This window comes from Affinibrenneria salicis, from assembly GCF_008710095.1.
The window spans coordinates 434,969-450,599 of record NZ_VYKJ01000002.1 but is presented as its reverse complement, the minus strand read 5'-3'; the positions used below and the strand labels follow the sequence as shown (position 1 = coordinate 450,599).

The window sequence follows — 15,631 nt, the reverse complement described above, 5'->3', positions numbered from 1 at the left end:
GCCGTCACTCGGTTTCTGCCAGCAGGGCGCGGCGCAGGCCATCGCCCAGCAGGTTGACAATCAGTACGTTCAGCGCAATGGCCGCGCCGGGCAGCATGACCGTCCAGGGCGCGACGTACACCAGCTCCAGAGAGTCGCCCAGCATCGCGCCCCATTCAGGCGAGGGCAACTGCGCGCCCAGATCGAGAAAACCGAGCGCGGCGATATCCAGGATGGCCATCGACAGCGCGCGGGTGAACTCGGTGGCCAGCACCGCGGCGATATTCGGCAGCACTGAATAGCGGACGATATACAGCGTCGAGGCGCCGTCCAGCCGGGCTGCAATCACATACTCTTTCTCCAGCTCGTCGTGCACGACGCTGTAGATGCTCCTGACCATGCGCGGCAACAGCGCCAGCCAGACCGCCAGCATGGCGTGCTCCAGCTTCGGGCCGATAAAGGCGATCACGATAATCGCCAGCAGCAGGGACGGAATGGACAGCAGGGTATCCAGTATATGGCTAAGCACGGCGGCGCGCAGGCCGCGATTGATGCCGGCCAGCACGCCGAGCAGCAGGCCGAACAGGGCGGCGGCGCTGGTGACGAGCAGCGCCGAACCGAACGTCGGCGCGGCACCGGTCAGCAGGCGGCTGAGGATATCGCGACCCAAATCGTCCGTGCCGAGGAAAAAGGCGACCTCGCCGTAGTGCGACCAGGAGGGCGGCAGTAGTTGATAGCCGAGAAACTGCTGATCGAGGCGATAGGGCGCCAGCCACTCGCCCAGCAGGCACAGAGCGATCAGCAGCAGGAAACAGTAAAAGCCGACCATCGCCAGGGTATCCTGATGGAACACCCGCCAGATATCACGCAGGCGGCTCGGCAGCCGCTTTTCACTGTACAGGTTATCGAAGTGCATACCATTCCTTGTGTTTCAGCGGGTTAGACATTGCACCCCAGATTTCGGACAGCACATTAACCATGATGACCATCGCGCCCACCACGATCACGCCGGCCGAGATGGCGGCGTAATCCTGCTGGCGGATCGCATCGACCAGCCAACTGCCGATGCCCGGCCAGTTGAACACCACTTCGGTGATCATCGCCAGCGTCAGCATGGTGGAGAACTGCAACCCCAGTTTGGGAATGATCGGCGGCAGGGCATTGTGCAGCAGATGGCGGCGAATGATGGTCAGCCGCGACAGGCCGCGCGTGGCGGCGGCCTTAATGTAGTTTTTGCCGATGACGTCGGTGGTGCTGTTGCGCATCAGGCGGATAACCTCTGTGGTGGGCGCCACGGACAGCGCCGCGACCGGCAGGACCAGATGGCGCAGCGCGCTAAAAATCATCTCTTTGCGCTGGGGTGAGTCGGACAGCCACGCATCGATCAGGGCGAAGCCGGTGACCGGTTTGACCTGGTAGAGCAGATCGAAACGGCCGGAAACCGGCAGCCAGCCGAGATGCAGCGAGAAATAAAGCATCAGCAGCAGCGCCAGCCAGAATACCGGCAGAGAAAAGCCGATCAGAGCCAGCGCGCTGATGGTGATATCCTGCCATTTGTTTTGCATCATGCCGGCGGTGATGCCGAGCGGAATGCCGACCAACAGCGAGAGCGTGAACGCCAGCAGGCACAGCTCAATGGTGGCGGGCAGCACATTATGCAGCTGTTCGCTGATGGGCTGGCCGTTGATGCTGGAGACGCCGAAGTTCATCTGGAACAGATTAACAAAGTAGAGGCGCAGCGCGTCGAACCACATCAGCGCTTTTAGCGGCGCGCCGGGGGTATAATAGCTCAGGCTGAACCCGACCAGCGTAAGCAGAAACAGCGTCACCAGCAGGAGCAGCAGGCGGCGCAAGGCGAAAATAATCATGGCTGTCCTCCCTGTTGCGTCGCCGGTTCGGCGGGCGGCGGCGTTTCCTCTTTTTCCCGATAAACGCCGGCGAAGGAGGCGTTGCCGAAGGAGTTAAGCACCAGGCCTTTCATATCGTAGCGATAAGCCTGCAAATGCAGCGACGAAGCCAGCGGCAGCACCGGCAGCTGGCGCGCCAGCATTTGCTGAGCCTGCTCGTAGTATTCGATGCGCCGCGGCATCAGCTGAGAAGAGAGCGCGTTCTGCAAGAGTTCATCGAAGGTGGGATCGCACCAGTGAGCATAGTTGGTTTTTGAATGGATCGCCGCGCAGCTGAGCAGCGGACGAAAAAAACTGTCCGGGTCGTTGCTGTCCGTCGCCCAGCCGGTCAGCGTCAGATCGTGGCTCATCGCCATCAGTTGCGCTTCCTGAGATCGCCCCTCCACCGGAATGATGGTCACTTTAATGCCGACCTGCGCCAGGTCGGCCTGAATCAGTTCGGCGGTTTTCAGCGGGCTGGGGTTATAAGCCTGCGAGGCGGCGGGCACCCACAGGTGCAGGTGCATATCGCTCAGCCCCAGCTCTTGCAGCAGCTGGCGCGCGGCGGCCGGATTATATTCGGTGATCTCCGCGCCGCTGTCATAGGCCCAGGAGGCGCGCGGCAGAATGGAGGCGGCGGTTTCCGCCGTACCGTAATAGATCGACTGCATCAGGCGCTGGTTATTGATAGCCAGCGCAATCGCCCGGCGCACCCGCTGGTCGGACAGCGGCGCTTTACGGGTATTGAACGCCAGATAGGCGACGTTCATGCCCGGGCGCAGCGACAGACGCAGGCGCGGATCGTTGCGCACAATCGACAGCTGGCTGGCGGCCGGGTAGGCCAGCACGTCGCATTCGCCGGTCAGCAGTTTGGACAGCCGGCCGGTGCCGCCGGCGCCGAGGTCGATCACCACCTGCGGCATCAACGGCTCGCCCTTCCAGTAGGCTTCGTTACGCTTCAGCCGGATATACTGGCCGCTGCGGTACTCGTCGAGCATAAACGGGCCGGTGCCGACGGGCAGCCGATCGAGCCGCTCGCGCCGGTTTTCGTTCTGCAGCGTCTGCGCATATTCCTGCGACAACACCGGCGCGTAATGCGTCGCCAGATGCCACAGAAAAGATGCGTCCGGGCTGTTTAAGCGGATCTCCACGCTGTATTCGCCCAGTTTCCGGATGCTCTGCACGGATTCGGCGAACTGCAGGCTGTCGAAATAGGGATAGTCGCCGCCGTTGACGTTGTGGTAGGGATGATTTTTATCCACCATGCGCTGGAAACTGAACACCACGTCGTCGGCGTTCATGGCGCGGGTTGGCGTGAACCAGCGGGTCTGTTGAAAGGGAACGTCGCGGCGCAGATAAAAACGGTAGGTCGCGCCGTTGTCCAGCACCTCCCAGCGCTGGGCCAGCTCCGGCAGCAGGCGATAACTGTAGGGATCGACGTCCAGCAGTCGGTCGAACAGTTGGGCGGCCAGCGTGTCGACGGTCAGCCCGCTGCGGGCCATCTGTGGATTGAAGGTATTCAGTACGCCATTGACGCAGTAGACAAAGCCGCTCTGGCGAATATCCGGCACGGCGGCCGGCGTCGCCGCGGTTGCCGGCGGCGCGGCCTGTATCGGCGCGGCCAGGCTGGCGAGAACCAGGGCGAAAACCATTTTTCTGGTCATACGGGATTAAAGGTCGATCGGGATATCATAGTTCCGAGTGTACCGCACTCTGCCAATCCGCCCCAATGGCTTGTGTTTTTCTGGCTATTTTGCCGCCATTTTGCCGCAATGCGGCGATTTTTTGCGCATATCCGGCCGCAGCGGATGCGCATCGGCTAATTCGCGCTTAGCGGCACGATCGCGGCAGGAACCGTACGGTTAGTATGGAAATGAGAAAAATTCTCAACAAATTACTTTACAGGCGATAGTGATAACCATTATCATCTCATTGCACTTCAACGGAGGCTTTCGCAAGCGCTGAAGAAGAGCACGACATTGCTCACATTGCTTCCAGTATTTTTTCAGCCAGCTTAATGCTGGCTTTTTTTTGTCTGTCTTAAACCACCGGACAGGCAGGAGAGGGTTTCTGCAGGACGGTAGCCCGAAGCAAGCCGCTGAGGAGATGTTTTGCCTTACGCCGGGACGATTCAGAGAGGCAGTGACGTTTCTTTACCGGTCATCTGCTCAGGAACCATGCTAAGGCAGGGCGGATACGTTTTTTAGTCCCCCTGTCAGGGAACCGTGCCAAAGCCGCCTTCCATGCAGGTAATACCGTTCGTTTAAGAAAACTTGAACGATTCTGTCACGTTGAAATCATCCGGAATGCCCTGAATTTTCGGATTAATTTTATGTTTCAGCCGAACGTTGGGTTCATTACCAAAGCGCCCTGATTCCGGCTTGTCTGTTTTTCGACGGGAAACTGACCCGATCGGGCGCGGGGAGGCTCTGCCTGGTACTCTCCCGGACGATGTTCGCCGAAGGCGCTTACCCGTTCAGCAGGCAGTCTGACATGTTCTTATGATGGGGCCATTGCGAAATATATCTACTAAATCAGTATGTAAATATAAAAGGGTACATCTTCCCGCATCAGAGAATGCACCGACGCGATGAGCGAACGGCATTTTACATACCCGATAAATACTCAAAACGGTATAAAAACGCTTAACCAATCGGCATGACTTTATATGCCGTTGGCTTTTTACATATAGCCGCTGGCTATTCTGACGGATCTTCGCTGCCCGCTATTCGTCGTCGACCGACAGCCGATGCTTTTTCAGCAGCCCGCGCAGCTGGTGGTAGGTCAGACCGAGCAGCTCGGCCGCCCGACGCTGATTAAAGCGTCCCTGGCGCAGGGCCTGTTCAAGCAACGCTTTTTCCTGCCCCTGTTGCCAGGTTTTCATCTCGAGCGGCAGCGCCGGCAACCCGGCCGATGTGCTGTCCGCCGCCGGCGGAGACGGTTCGCCGCGCCGGCTGAACGGATTAATAATGATGTCGTGCAGCGGCTGCTGGCTGTCGCCGTGCCGGTACACCGACCGTTCGACCACGTTTTTCAACTCGCGCACGTTGCCCGGCCAGCGCCAGGCCAGCAGGGTATCGCGCGCCTGTGCGGAAAAACCGGGAAACAGCGGCAGCCCCAGTTCGCGGCACATCTGAATAGCGAAGTGATCCGCCAGCAGCATAATGTCCTGGCGACGCGCGCGCAGCGGCGGCAGTTGGACGACATCGAAGGCCAGCCGGTCGAGCAGATCGGCGCGAAACTTGCCGCTGGCGGCCAGCGCCGGCAGATCGTCATTGGTGGCGCATACCAGACGCACATCCACCATCAGCGGCTGGCTGCCGCCCACGCGCTCCAGCGTGCCGTATTCGATCACCCGCAGGAGTTTTTCCTGCACCAGCATCGGCGCGGTGCCCAGTTCATCGAGGAACAGCGTGCCGCCGTCGGCGCGTTCGAAACGACCTGGATGACGCTTCTGCGCGCCGGTAAACGCGCCGGCCTCGTGGCCGAATAGCTCGGAATCCAGCAGGTTTTCATTCAGCGCCGCGCAGTTCAGCGAGATCAACGGTCCCTGCCAGCGATGCGACAGATAATGCAGCCGGCTGGCAATCAGCTCTTTGCCGGTGCCGCGTTCGCCGATCACCAGCACCGGCTTGCTGAGCGGCGCCAGTTGCGAAACCTGCTCCAGCACCTCAAGAAAATTATTTGCCTCGCCCAGCAGGTTATCCTGTTTTTGATCCACGCGCATCGCCTCGTGTCATTTTGACTAACAGTTAGTTTATTTAACCAATTTAGCGGGTTGCGCTGGATTGTCAAAAAATAAAAATAGGTAATTATTTCATCATGTTAATTGAAAATAAAAACCTGGCACGATAGTTGATATATCTCAGTCGTAGCCGCCGGCTCACTGACTGATTACATAAATGAGTAGAGGATTGGAATATGGGTATTTTTTCTCGTTTTGCCGACATCGTGAACGCCAACATTACCTCGCTGCTGGATAAAGCGGAAGATCCGCAAAAGCTGGTCCGGCTGATGATCCAGGAGATGGAGGATACGCTGGTTGAAGTGCGTTCCACCTCGGCCCGCGCGCTGGCCGAAAAGAAACAGCTGACCCGCCGCATCGAACAGGCGCTGGCGCAGCAGGCGCAGTGGCAGGAGAAAGCCGAGCTGGCGCTGCGTAAGGATAAAGAAGACCTGGCGCGCGCGGCGCTGATTGAAAAGCAAAAACTGACCGACCTGATCGCCACGCTGCAGCAGGAAGCCGCTAATATTGATGAAACGCTGGAACGGATGAAACGTGAAATCGGCGAGCTGGAAAATAAGCTGACCGAAACCCGCGCGCGTCAGCAGGCGCTGGCGTTGCGTCACGACGCGGCCGCCTCATCGCGCGACGTGCGCCGCCAACTGGACAGCGGTAAGCTGGATGAAGCGCTGGCGCGTTTCGAACAGTTTGAACGCCGTATTGATACCATGGAAGCCGAAGCGGAAAGCATCGGGCTGGGCAAACAGAAATCGCTCGATCAGCAGTTCGCCGAACTGAAGGCCGACGATGAAATCAACGCTCAACTGGCCGCGCTGAAAGCAAAAATGAAACCGGACGCCGAATAAGGACGCCGCGGCTGCCGCCGGGGCGGGTGCTCAATGCGGGTTATGCCGCTGCGCAAACGCCCCTCGGCCGGCGGGAAAAGACGACGGGTAAAATTATGTTCACTAAGGAGATCGAATGAGCGCTTTGTTTTTTGCCATACCGCTGACCGTATTGCTGATGATTTTTGGTCTTTTCGTGGCACCGGTCTGGCTCTGGCTGCATTACAGTCAGCGCCGGCAAAGCAATGCTCAGTTGGGGCCGCAGGAGCTGCAGCGCCTGACGCAACTGACGGAAGACGCGCGCCGTATGCGTGACCGCATTCAGGTGCTGGAAAACATTCTGGATGCGGAACATCCAAACTGGAGGCAACAATAATGACTACGCGCAGGTCGGATAAAAAATTATATCGCAGGCCGGAAGAAGGCAAGCTGAAGGGCGTATGCGCCGGTCTGGCCCATTATTTCGATGTGCCGGTCACCTTGCTGCGGGTCATCGTGGTGCTGTCGCTATTTTTCGGTCTGTTTCTCTTTACCGTGCTGGCCTACATCATTCTCAGCATCGTACTGGATCCGGCGCCGGCCGGGCATGTCGACGAGACGCCGCCGCTTACGCCGCAGCGACTGCTGCAGGATGCGGATGCGGTGCTGAACGCCAGCGAACAGCGGCTGCGGCGGCTGGAGCGTTACGTGACATCTGAAACGTTCAGCGTGCAGAACCGTTTTCGTCAGATTTAATCCGCGCCGCCGAGCCTGTGGTTCCGCTGCGTTAACCGGAGAAAATGAATGCATGATAAATCCATGACGCAGGGAACGCGTAGCCGAAAAATCGCGCAGCGCGTTTTAAACGTGGCGCTGCTGGTGCTGATGTACTACGGCCCGGCCGGCATTACCCGCTGGCTGCTGCAAACGGTGACGCGCAAGCCGTTGCGTTTGCTGTTGACGCTGATGCTGCAGCCGCTGCTGAGCCGGGGGATGACGCGGCTTAGCCGTAAGCTGGCGCCGCGTGGCCCTGCCGCCTGATGCGCATGGCGCAAAAAGTAATTTCATGTAAGATTCAACATCCGACGTAAATTATCAGGATGTTTCATGGAAGACATACTCTATCCCATTGGGATCCTTCTGTTGTTCCTGTTTCTTGCCGGGCCGTTACTGTCGCTGGTGGCCCTGATCCGCAGCGCGCACGTACGGCGCGAAACGGAACGTTTGCAGCAGGAAGTAAAACAGTTGCGATCCGCATTGCAGCAATTGACATCCGGAGCTGCACCCGCGCCGGCAGCAACGCAGTCCACTGCGCCGCTGGCGGACGACGATGCCGAAACGCCGTGGATGTGGCACGGCGACGAGGCTGACACGGCGTCGCAGCACGACGCCGCGCCGGCGTTCGCGCAGGCTGCGGAGTCGGAAGCCGTTAGCGCCGAACCCGCCGTCGACGAAGCGGCGGAAGCGGTCTGGCGCCGGGCTTCGGCCGCACAGCCTGCGGCGGCGTCGCCGGGGTCTTCCGCGCCGACGCCGATCAAAGAAGAACAGGGCGGCATTTTTTCTTCGCTGGTCAGTTGGTTTTTGAAAGGCAATCCGCTGGCCAAACTGGGCATCATTCTGCTGTTCTTCGGCCTGGCGTACCTGATGAAATACAGCATCGAACGGAATCTGTTGCCGATCGAGGTGCGCATGTGCATCGCGGCGGCCATCGGCTGCGGCCTGCTGGCGTTGGGCTGGCGCCTGCGCCGGCGGCAGTTGCTCTATGCTTTGATACTGCAGGGCGGGGCCATCGGCGCGCTCTACATCACGGCATTCGGCGCCTTCCGGCTGTATATGCTGTTGCCCTACGGGCTGACTTTCGCGCTGCTGCTGGCAATCTGCGCGGCCAGCGTACTGCTGGCGGTGCTGCAGCGCTCGCTGAGCCTGGCGATGCTGGCCAGCCTCGGCGGTTATCTTGCCCCGCTGTTGCTGTCGCAGGGCGGCGGCGACCCCGTTATGCTGTTTTCCTATTACCTGCTGCTGTCGCTCGGCATCCTCGCGATCAGCGCGCGTCAGTCGTGGCGCGAGCTTAACCTGCTCGGTTTGCTGTTTAGCTTTGGGGTCGGCGCGCTGTGGGGCATGAGCGGCTGGCAGCCGCAGTTCTATTTCAGCTGTCAGCTGTTTCTGCTGGCCAATATTTTGATCTTCGGCGTGGCTACATTGATCTTCTCTCTGCGCCATCAGCCGGTGGGCAAAGAGATTATCGACGGCGTGCTGTTGTTCGCGCCGCCGCTGCTCGGTTTCGGCATGCAGTACGTTATGACCCGTCATTGGGCGTTCGGGCCGGCGTTTTCCTCGCTGGGCTTCGGTCTGCTGTATCTTGCGCTCGGCTGGGCCGCGCTGCGCTATTATCCGCAGGTGGGCCGGCGGCTGGCGATCTATGCGCTGGCGCTCGGCGGCGCCTTTAGCACGCTGGCGATTCCGCTGGCGCTGTCGGCAAGCTGGACCGCGCTGGCGTGGCTGGTGGAAGGGCTGGCGCTGCTGTGGGCCGGCGTGAGCCAGCGTCAGCGTCGTCTGGGCTGGAGCGGTTCGCTGGTTATGCTGCTCGGGCTGTTCTCGGCGCTGTATTCGCTGCACCGCGCGCAGATCGGCCAGTCGCTGTTGATTTTTGCCGTTCTGGCGCTCTGTTACCTGGCCGCCAGCTATGTGTGGCGCCGCTATCGGCCGGCGCACAGCGAATGGCGGACGATCAGTCGCACCTTTTTTATCCTGGGTATGCTGACGTGGGTGAGCTGGCTGATGTATGTCATCATCTGGTATTTAGATCTGAGCGCATATCCGCTGTTGGTCGTGCTGCCCGGCCTGCAGGTGCTGGCGCGCTTCCTGCTGCTGTGCGCACTGTCCGCATTGCTGTGGAACGCGGCGGGATGCTATTTGCGCTGGCGTGAGTTACGCCAGACGGCCTGGCTGCTGTGGCCGGTTATGTTGCTGACGCTGCTGGCGCTGGCGGCGCGCGTCTTTTCAACCACGTTTATGCTACATCAGTTTGCGCCATTGGCGCAGATCGCGATCGCCGCGTCGTTTATCATCAGTTTCGCCGCCGGCTACCTGCTGCTGTGGCGTGAACGGGATCGGCTGAGCCTACGATTCGAACAGACGCTGCACCTGCTGCTATTCTGGGCGGTTTGCGCATACCTGTTGCTGATGATGGTGCACTGGCTGTATCCGCTGGCGGGCTGGGGGCAGGATGAATGGCGTCCGGCGATGACCCATATTCTGCTGGCCGCGATGATACTGGCGCTGGTGGCGCCGGCGCGCCATCGGCTATGGCCGCTCAGCCGGCGGGCGGACTGGTATGTGTTGTCCGGCCCGATTCCGCTGGTCGCGCTGCTGTTTGTCCTGCTGTGGCGCGGCAACCTGCTGGACGGTCAGATCGCCGACTGGTTCTGGCTGCCGCTACTTAATCCGTTGGAGATCAGCGCGTTGGCCGGGCTGCTGGCGCTGGTCTGGTGGGCGCGGCGCTATGCGGCGGCCGGTCGTTTTGAACCGGTACAGCTGATCGGCTGTCGGGCCGGGTTATGGCTGCTGGCGCTCTGGTGGCTGAACGGTTCGCTGCTGCGCGCGCTGGCCTGGTATGCTGAACTGCCCTGGTCGGCGCCGTTCCTGTGGAATTCCCGCCTGGTGCAGACCAGCCTGGCCCTGGTGTGGACGCTGGGCGCGCTGCTGTGCATGATTTGGGCGACGCGTCGCGCGCGGCGCACGCCGTGGCTGGTGGGCGCGCTGGTGCTGGCCGTTACGGTGGTGAAACTGTTTCTGGTGGATAGCGCCGGCAGCGGCGGTCTGGCGCGCGCCATCGCCTTTATCGGCGTTGCGGTTCTGGTGCTTATCGTTGGTTATTTCGCTCCGCTGCCGCCCCGGCGCGCGCAGGCGGAAGCGTCGGAGAACAGAGAATAATGACCAGACTTATCCATTTGAAAGGTCAACTCGCCGCGGCGCTGGTGTTTTGCTGTCTGAGCGCCGGCGCCCGCGCGGAGGTCGAACGTCCGAATGATTTTGCGTTTGGCGCGCCGGTAACGACTGGCGGGGACCATCCGTTTTATCGGCTCGCATTGCCGCATGAAACCTATCTGAGCAGCGCATGGTCGGATCTGCGCGACGTGCGCGTGTTCGACAACCAGGGGCGCAGCGTGCCTTTCGCCCTGTACCAGCCGACCCGCAGCGGGGAAAGCGTCAGCCATTTCCCGCTGGCGCTGTTTGCGCTGGATGGCCGCGTGAGCCAGGGAGAAGGACGGAATAAAGTCGTGACGTTACGGCTGGCCGATGGCTCGCGGGTGGAGCTGCCGCTGCAGCAAAATGAAACGGTCGGCGGCAGCTATTTAATCAGCTTGCCTCAGCAGCAGCACGCGTCGCGTCGCATAGACCGCCTGACTTTCGGCTGGACGCCGACCGAACGCAACTGGCAGGCGCGGGTGACGCTGTATTACAGCGACGATTTGAAAAACTGGTATCGCGAAGAACAGGATGCTCCGCTGTTGGATCTGCAGGCGGATAATCAGCGTCTGCGCGTCGACCACATCAACCTGGACGGGCGCGCCATTGCCGGACAGGCGTATTTACTGGCGGTGGTGACCGGCGACGGCGGCCAGACGTTGCCGACCTTCAGTTCGGTGCAGGGCAGCACGCTGGAACGGCATATCGAGGAAGAGACGGTCGCGCTGAGTTTCAACGGTCAGCCGCTGGGGCCGGATGAAGCCGAGTATCAACTGCCGGTCGCGCAGCCGCTCAGCCAGTTGATTATCACCCCGCAACTGACTAATCGGGTTCTGCCGCTGGCCGTCAGCTACCGCAGCGGCGACCAGGAGCCGTGGACTCCGTTGCCGAATCAGCTGGTTTATCGCTTTATTAAGGATGGCAACAACAGCCAGTCGGCGCCGATCGCGCTTAACCAGACGCTAATCAAATCCGTGCGGCTCAAGGGGATCAACAGTCAGTGGGGCGAAACGCCGCCGCAGCTGACGGGAGCGCGCCCGGGCCGGACGGTGATCTTCAACGCACAGGGCAACCCGCCTTATCTGCTGGCGTGGGGCGCGCGCCAGGCGGCGCCGCAGGCGCTGACGCTGGATGAGTTGATCCCGCAGGAGTGGCGCGGCGCGGATAGTCTGGCGGCGCTGCCGCTGGCGTCCGCCGGCGATCGTCTCACGCTGGGCGGCGCTTCGCGGCTGACGGAAGCCGCGCCGGTCGCCGGGGCGCCGGCGCGCTGGCCGGTGCTGCTGCTGTGGGGTCTGTTGATTGTCGGTACGCTCGGGCTGGGCCTGTTGGCATTTAAACTGTGGCGGGAAATGAACACGGCGCGCTGAATCACGGCGCCGGACCGATATACGTGATAGCGCGGAACATACGAATATGACGAGCGAATGAAACGATTACAGAATGAGATGAGTGCACTGGTTAACCGCGGCGTGGATCGTCATTTGCGCCTGGCGGTAACCGGTTTAAGCCGCAGCGGCAAAACCGCGTTTATTACCGGTATGGTCAATCAACTGCTGAATGTGCACAGCGGCGCCCGGCTGCCGCTGTTTTCCGCCGCGCGCGAAGGGCGCCTGCTGGGCGTGAAACGCGTGCCGCAGCGCGATCTGGGCGTGCCGCGTTTCGCCTACGACGAGGGGCTGACGGCGCTGTACGGCACGCCGCCGGCCTGGCCCACCCCGACGCGCGGCGTCAGCGAAATACGGCTGGCGCTGCGCTATCGCTCGAACGATTCTCTGCTGCGTCATTTTAAAGAGAACGCCACGCTGTATCTGGAAATCGTCGATTATCCGGGCGAGTGGCTGCTCGATTTGCCGCTGCTGGAACAGGATTACCTGAGCTGGTCGCGGCAGATGGCGGGGCTGTTGCAGGGCGACCGGGCGGAGTGGGCCAAACCCTGGCTGGCGGCGTGCGCCGGTCTCGATCCGCTGGCGCCGGCCGATGAGAACCGGCTGGCCGATATCGCGCAGGCCTATACCGATTATCTGCTGCGCTGCAAACGCGAAGGGCTGCATTTTATCCAGCCCGGACGCTTTGTGCTGCCCGGCGATCTGGCCGGCGCGCCGGTGCTGCAATTTTTCCCCTGGCCGCAGGTCGATGAGCAGGGCGAAGCGGCGCTGACGCGAGCGGACGACAAAACCAATATCGGCATGCTGCGCCGGCGTTTTAACTATTACTGCCGGTCGGTGGTGCGCGGTTTCTATAAAGACCATTTCGTGCGTTTCGATCGGCAAATTGTGCTGGTTGACTGTCTGCAGCCGCTGAACAGCGGCGTTCACGCTTTTAACGATATGCGGCTGGCGCTGACCCAACTGATGCAGAGTTTTCACTACGGTAAACGCACGCTGTTTCGCCGGCTGTTTTCGCCCTGTATCGATAAACTGATGTTCGCCGCCAGTAAGGCCGATCACGTTACCGCCGATCAGCACGCCAGTCTGGTATCGCTGTTGCAGCAGCTGGTGCAGGAAGCGTGGCAAAACGCCGCCTTTGAGGGCATCAGCATGGATTGCGCCGGCATTGCGTCGGTGCAGGCGACGCAGAGCGGGATGGTCGAACACCGTGGGCAAGCGGTGCCTGCGCTACAGGGCCATCGGCTTGAGGACGGGCAGCCGCTCACGGTGTTCCCCGGCGAAGTGCCGGCCCGGCTGCCCGATGCGGCCTTCTGGCGTAATCAGGGGTTTCATTTCGACCGTTTCCGGCCGCGCGAAATGGCGGTGGATACGCCGTTGCCACATATTCGTCTGGATGCGGTGATGGAATTTTTACTGGGAGATAAATTGCGATGAACGATCCGCTGAAACCTCGTATTGATTTCGGCCAGACGCCGCCGGAAGCGCCGGCGCCGGAAATTCGCGCCGCAATGACCTTCGATGAACAGCAGGCGCAACATTTCTCTCCGCTCAACGTCGAACAGGCGCAGCAGGAAGAGGAAGGGGCGGCGGAAGCCGCGCTGACCGCCGCGCTGAAGCCGCGCCGCAGCCTGTGGCGCAAAATGGCCGGCGTCGGGCTGGGGCTGTTCGGCGTCAGCGTGCTGGCGCAGGGCGTGCAGTCGGTATATCAGTCCTGGCTGCAGCAGGACTGGATCGCGCTGGGGGCGATCGGCGCCGGCGGACTGATCGTCGCCGCCGGCGTCGGGTCGCTGGCGGTGGAGTGGCGCCGGCTGTACCGGCTGCGCCAGCGGGCGGAAACGCGCGACGTGGCGCGCGATCTGCTACACAGCCATGCGGCCGGCCGCGGGCGCGCATTTTGCGAGAAGCTGGCGCGCCAGGCCGGTCTCGACCATAGCCACCCGGCGCTGCGGCGCTGGCAGGCCTCGCTGCATGAGACGCACAACGATCGCGAGGTGGTCGAGCTATACGCCCGCATGGTGCAGCCGGTGCTGGACCAGCAGGCGCGGCGCGAAATCAGCCGTTCCGCCGCCGAATCGACGCTGATGATCGCCGTCAGCCCGCTGGCGCTGGTGGACATGGCGTTTATCGCCTGGCGCAACCTGCGGCTGATCAACCGCATCGCCGCGCTGTACGGCATCGAACTGGGTTATTTCAGCCGTATTCGTTTGTTCCGCCTCGTGCTGCTGAATATCGCTTTCGCCGGCGCCTCGGAACTGGTGCGCGAGGTGGGTATGGACTGGATGTCGCAGGATCTGGCTGCCCGTCTGTCAGCCCGCGCGGCGCAGGGCATCGGCGCCGGCCTGCTGACGGCGCGTCTGGGCATCAAGGCGATGGAACTGTGCCGTCCGCTGCCGTGGCTGGATCAGGATAAACCGCGCCTTGGCGACTTCCGGCGCGAACTGATTGGTCAACTGCGGGCGACGCTGAGCAACGACAAGCCGCCGCCGCAGAACAAATAATCATCGTTACGGCACGGCGCCGGGCTGTGCGCGCCGGCAGAAAGGCGTATATTGCAATACGCCTTTCCCGCACTGATATGATGTAAAAATGCGTACTTACCGAATACAGCTGCCGCTGTTGATCCTGTTTGCACTGCTTGCCCTGGCGCTTAATTTGCGCAGTCCCCTCACCGCCATCGCGCCCGTTATCGATCAACTGCGTGCAGATTTAGCGATCAATGTGACCATGGCCGGGATGCTGACCAGTATTCCGGTGCTCTGTTTCGGCATACTGACGCCGCTGGCCTCCGTACTGATTTCCCGTACCGGTATTGAAAAAGCGATTTTGATTACTCTGGCCGGCACCATTATCGGCACGCTGCTGCGCCCGGCGGGCGGACTGAATACCGCGCTGGCCGGCACGCTGATTTTGGGCGCCTCGCTGACCATCGGCAACATCGTCTGCCTGATGGTTATCGCACGCGATTTCAGCCAGCGTCGCAATATGGCCACCGGGCTTTACACCGCGGCGCTTAATGTCGGCACCATGCTGACCTCCGCGCTGACCGCTCCGCTGGCGCTGTGGGCCGGCTGGCGCTCGGCGCTGGCCTGCTGGGCGGCGCTGGCCGTTCTGGCGCTGATTTGCTGGGGCAGGGTAATCCAGCGCAAAAAACGACTCAGCCGGCAAGCGCCGGCCGATCGAGCTGACCGGCCGGCGTTAAAAGCGCGGGTGAATTTACCGACGGATCGGCCGTATTCGTTCTGGCGCCGGCCGATACTCTGGTATCTGGTGGTCGCCTTTACCGTTCATCTGCTGGTTTATTATGGCATGACCGCCTGGTTGCCGACCTGGCTGACCCAGGAAGCCGGGATGAGCGCGGCGCGGGCCGGGCTGATTGCGTCGGTGTTTCAGATTACCGCGCTGATCGGTTCCTTCGGCGTGCCGATGATGGCCTCCATGTGGCGCGTTCCCCGTTCGCTGTTGCTGGTTATGGTGGGTATTTTCTGGATGATGACGCCGGCCGGCATGTATTACTGGCCGCAACAGTGGCTGTTCTGGTCGCTGGTCAGCGGGGTGGCGCAGGGCGGCGGTTTTACCGCTATCTTTATGTTGATCATGGAGAATGCGCGCGATCTGGACGATAACCGGCGTTTCTCGTCGGCGGTGCAGGGCGTGGGGTATACGTTGGCCTCCGTCGGTCCGTTAATCACCGGCGGCCTGCATTCGCTGACCGGCAGTTGGGCCGCCAGCTTCCTGCTGCTGTCCGCCTGTTCGATTCTGATGAGCGCCATGGGCGTATGTGTGGCGCTGATCAATCGTCAACGGCCGGCGTAGCGCGTCTGGCGCCGTCAGGTGGCAAGGTCCTTTCACCGAGTGTCAACT

Annotated in this window: 13 protein-coding genes; 9 read left to right on the top strand and 4 right to left on the bottom strand. The window is 61.3% G+C overall.

Features of this window, described 5'->3' with window-relative positions; translation table 11 throughout:
• Window positions 1–4 precede the first annotated feature (4 nt).
• The 4 genes from sapC to pspF form a co-directional block, all read right to left on the bottom strand.
• Window positions 5–895: a putrescine export ABC transporter permease SapC gene (gene sapC, locus FJU30_RS06915; protein WP_150434240.1), complete on the bottom strand. Its 891-nt coding sequence runs from the start codon at window positions 893–895 to the stop codon at window positions 5–7.
• Window positions 882–1,847, bottom strand: coding sequence for a putrescine export ABC transporter permease SapB (sapB, locus tag FJU30_RS06910; protein WP_150434239.1), 966 nt, complete (start codon window positions 1,845–1,847; stop codon window positions 882–884). The genes sapC and sapB overlap by 14 nt, the downstream gene beginning before the upstream one ends.
• Window positions 1,844–3,529 (bottom strand): ABC transporter substrate-binding protein SapA, encoded by a 1,686-nt coding sequence (gene sapA, locus FJU30_RS06905; RefSeq protein WP_150434238.1) that lies wholly within the window; start codon window positions 3,527–3,529, stop codon window positions 1,844–1,846. Before sapA ends, sapB begins: the two co-directional genes overlap by 4 nt.
• Window positions 3,530–4,590: 1,061 nt before the next feature.
• On the bottom strand, window positions 4,591–5,586 hold the full coding sequence (gene pspF, locus FJU30_RS06900; RefSeq protein ID WP_150434237.1) for a phage shock protein operon transcriptional activator: 996 nt from the start codon (window positions 5,584–5,586) through the stop codon (window positions 4,591–4,593).
• Between the two features lie 200 nt (window positions 5,587–5,786).
• Between pspF and pspA the strand changes: the two genes are divergently transcribed.
• The 9 genes from pspA to FJU30_RS06855 all read left to right on the top strand — a co-directional run bounded on the left by pspA (window position 5,787) and on the right by FJU30_RS06855 (window position 15,583).
• Entirely contained in the window at window positions 5,787–6,455 is a 669-nt protein-coding gene (gene pspA, locus FJU30_RS06895; protein ID WP_150434236.1) for a phage shock protein PspA, read from the top strand.
• A gap of 115 nt (window positions 6,456–6,570) precedes the next feature.
• On the top strand, window positions 6,571–6,810 hold the full coding sequence (gene pspB, locus FJU30_RS06890; RefSeq protein ID WP_150434235.1) for an envelope stress response membrane protein PspB: 240 nt from the start codon (window positions 6,571–6,573) through the stop codon (window positions 6,808–6,810).
• The gene (pspC, locus tag FJU30_RS06885) at window positions 6,810–7,169 is read left to right on the top strand and encodes an envelope stress response membrane protein PspC (protein WP_150434234.1); all 360 of its coding nucleotides are present in this window, start codon (window positions 6,810–6,812) and stop codon (window positions 7,167–7,169) included. Before pspB ends, pspC begins: the two co-directional genes overlap by 1 nt.
• 48 nt (window positions 7,170–7,217) lie before the next feature.
• Entirely contained in the window at window positions 7,218–7,454 is a 237-nt protein-coding gene (locus tag FJU30_RS06880) for a phage shock protein PspD (RefSeq protein WP_150434233.1), read from the top strand.
• 66 nt (window positions 7,455–7,520) lie between these two features.
• On the top strand, window positions 7,521–10,346 hold the full coding sequence (locus tag FJU30_RS06875; RefSeq protein ID WP_150434232.1) for a DUF2339 domain-containing protein: 2,826 nt from the start codon (window positions 7,521–7,523) through the stop codon (window positions 10,344–10,346).
• Window positions 10,346–11,749 carry a DUF3999 family protein gene (locus FJU30_RS06870; RefSeq protein WP_150434231.1) on the top strand — a complete coding sequence of 468 codons (1,404 nt, stop codon included), beginning with the start codon at window positions 10,346–10,348 and terminating at the stop codon, window positions 11,747–11,749. Before FJU30_RS06875 ends, FJU30_RS06870 begins: the two co-directional genes overlap by 1 nt.
• A 57-nt stretch (window positions 11,750–11,806) precedes the next feature.
• Window positions 11,807–13,204 carry a YcjX family GTP-binding protein gene (locus tag FJU30_RS06865; protein WP_150434230.1) on the top strand — a complete coding sequence of 466 codons (1,398 nt, stop codon included), beginning with the start codon at window positions 11,807–11,809 and terminating at the stop codon, window positions 13,202–13,204.
• Entirely contained in the window at window positions 13,201–14,268 is a 1,068-nt protein-coding gene (locus FJU30_RS06860) for a YcjF family protein (protein WP_150434229.1), read from the top strand. The genes FJU30_RS06865 and FJU30_RS06860 overlap by 4 nt, the downstream gene beginning before the upstream one ends.
• Window positions 14,269–14,356: 88 nt before the next feature.
• Entirely contained in the window at window positions 14,357–15,583 is a 1,227-nt protein-coding gene (locus FJU30_RS06855) for an MFS transporter (RefSeq protein ID WP_150434228.1), read from the top strand.
• Window positions 15,584–15,631 lie beyond the last annotated feature (48 nt).

Bases quoted from the DNA above. Each gene is read 5' to 3' on its own strand.
- sapC (WP_150434240.1), bottom strand. From the start codon at position 895: ATGCACTTCGATAACCTGTACAGTGAAAAGCGGCTGCCGAGCCGCCTG.
- sapB (WP_150434239.1), bottom strand. From the start codon at position 1,847: ATGATTATTTTCGCCTTGCGCCGCCTGCTGCTCCTGCTGGTGACGCTG.
- sapA (WP_150434238.1), bottom strand. From the start codon at position 3,529: ATGACCAGAAAAATGGTTTTCGCCCTGGTTCTCGCCAGCCTGGCCGCG.
- pspA (WP_150434236.1), top strand. From the start codon at position 5,787: ATGGGTATTTTTTCTCGTTTTGCCGACATCGTGAACGCCAACATTACC.
- pspB (WP_150434235.1), top strand. From the start codon at position 6,571: ATGAGCGCTTTGTTTTTTGCCATACCGCTGACCGTATTGCTGATGATT.
- pspC (WP_150434234.1), top strand. From the start codon at position 6,810: ATGACTACGCGCAGGTCGGATAAAAAATTATATCGCAGGCCGGAAGAA.
- FJU30_RS06880 (WP_150434233.1), top strand. From the start codon at position 7,218: ATGCATGATAAATCCATGACGCAGGGAACGCGTAGCCGAAAAATCGCG.
- FJU30_RS06875 (WP_150434232.1), top strand. From the start codon at position 7,521: ATGGAAGACATACTCTATCCCATTGGGATCCTTCTGTTGTTCCTGTTT.
- FJU30_RS06870 (WP_150434231.1), top strand. From the start codon at position 10,346: ATGACCAGACTTATCCATTTGAAAGGTCAACTCGCCGCGGCGCTGGTG.
- FJU30_RS06865 (WP_150434230.1), top strand. From the start codon at position 11,807: ATGAAACGATTACAGAATGAGATGAGTGCACTGGTTAACCGCGGCGTG.
- FJU30_RS06860 (WP_150434229.1), top strand. From the start codon at position 13,201: ATGAACGATCCGCTGAAACCTCGTATTGATTTCGGCCAGACGCCGCCG.
- FJU30_RS06855 (WP_150434228.1), top strand. From the start codon at position 14,357: ATGCGTACTTACCGAATACAGCTGCCGCTGTTGATCCTGTTTGCACTG.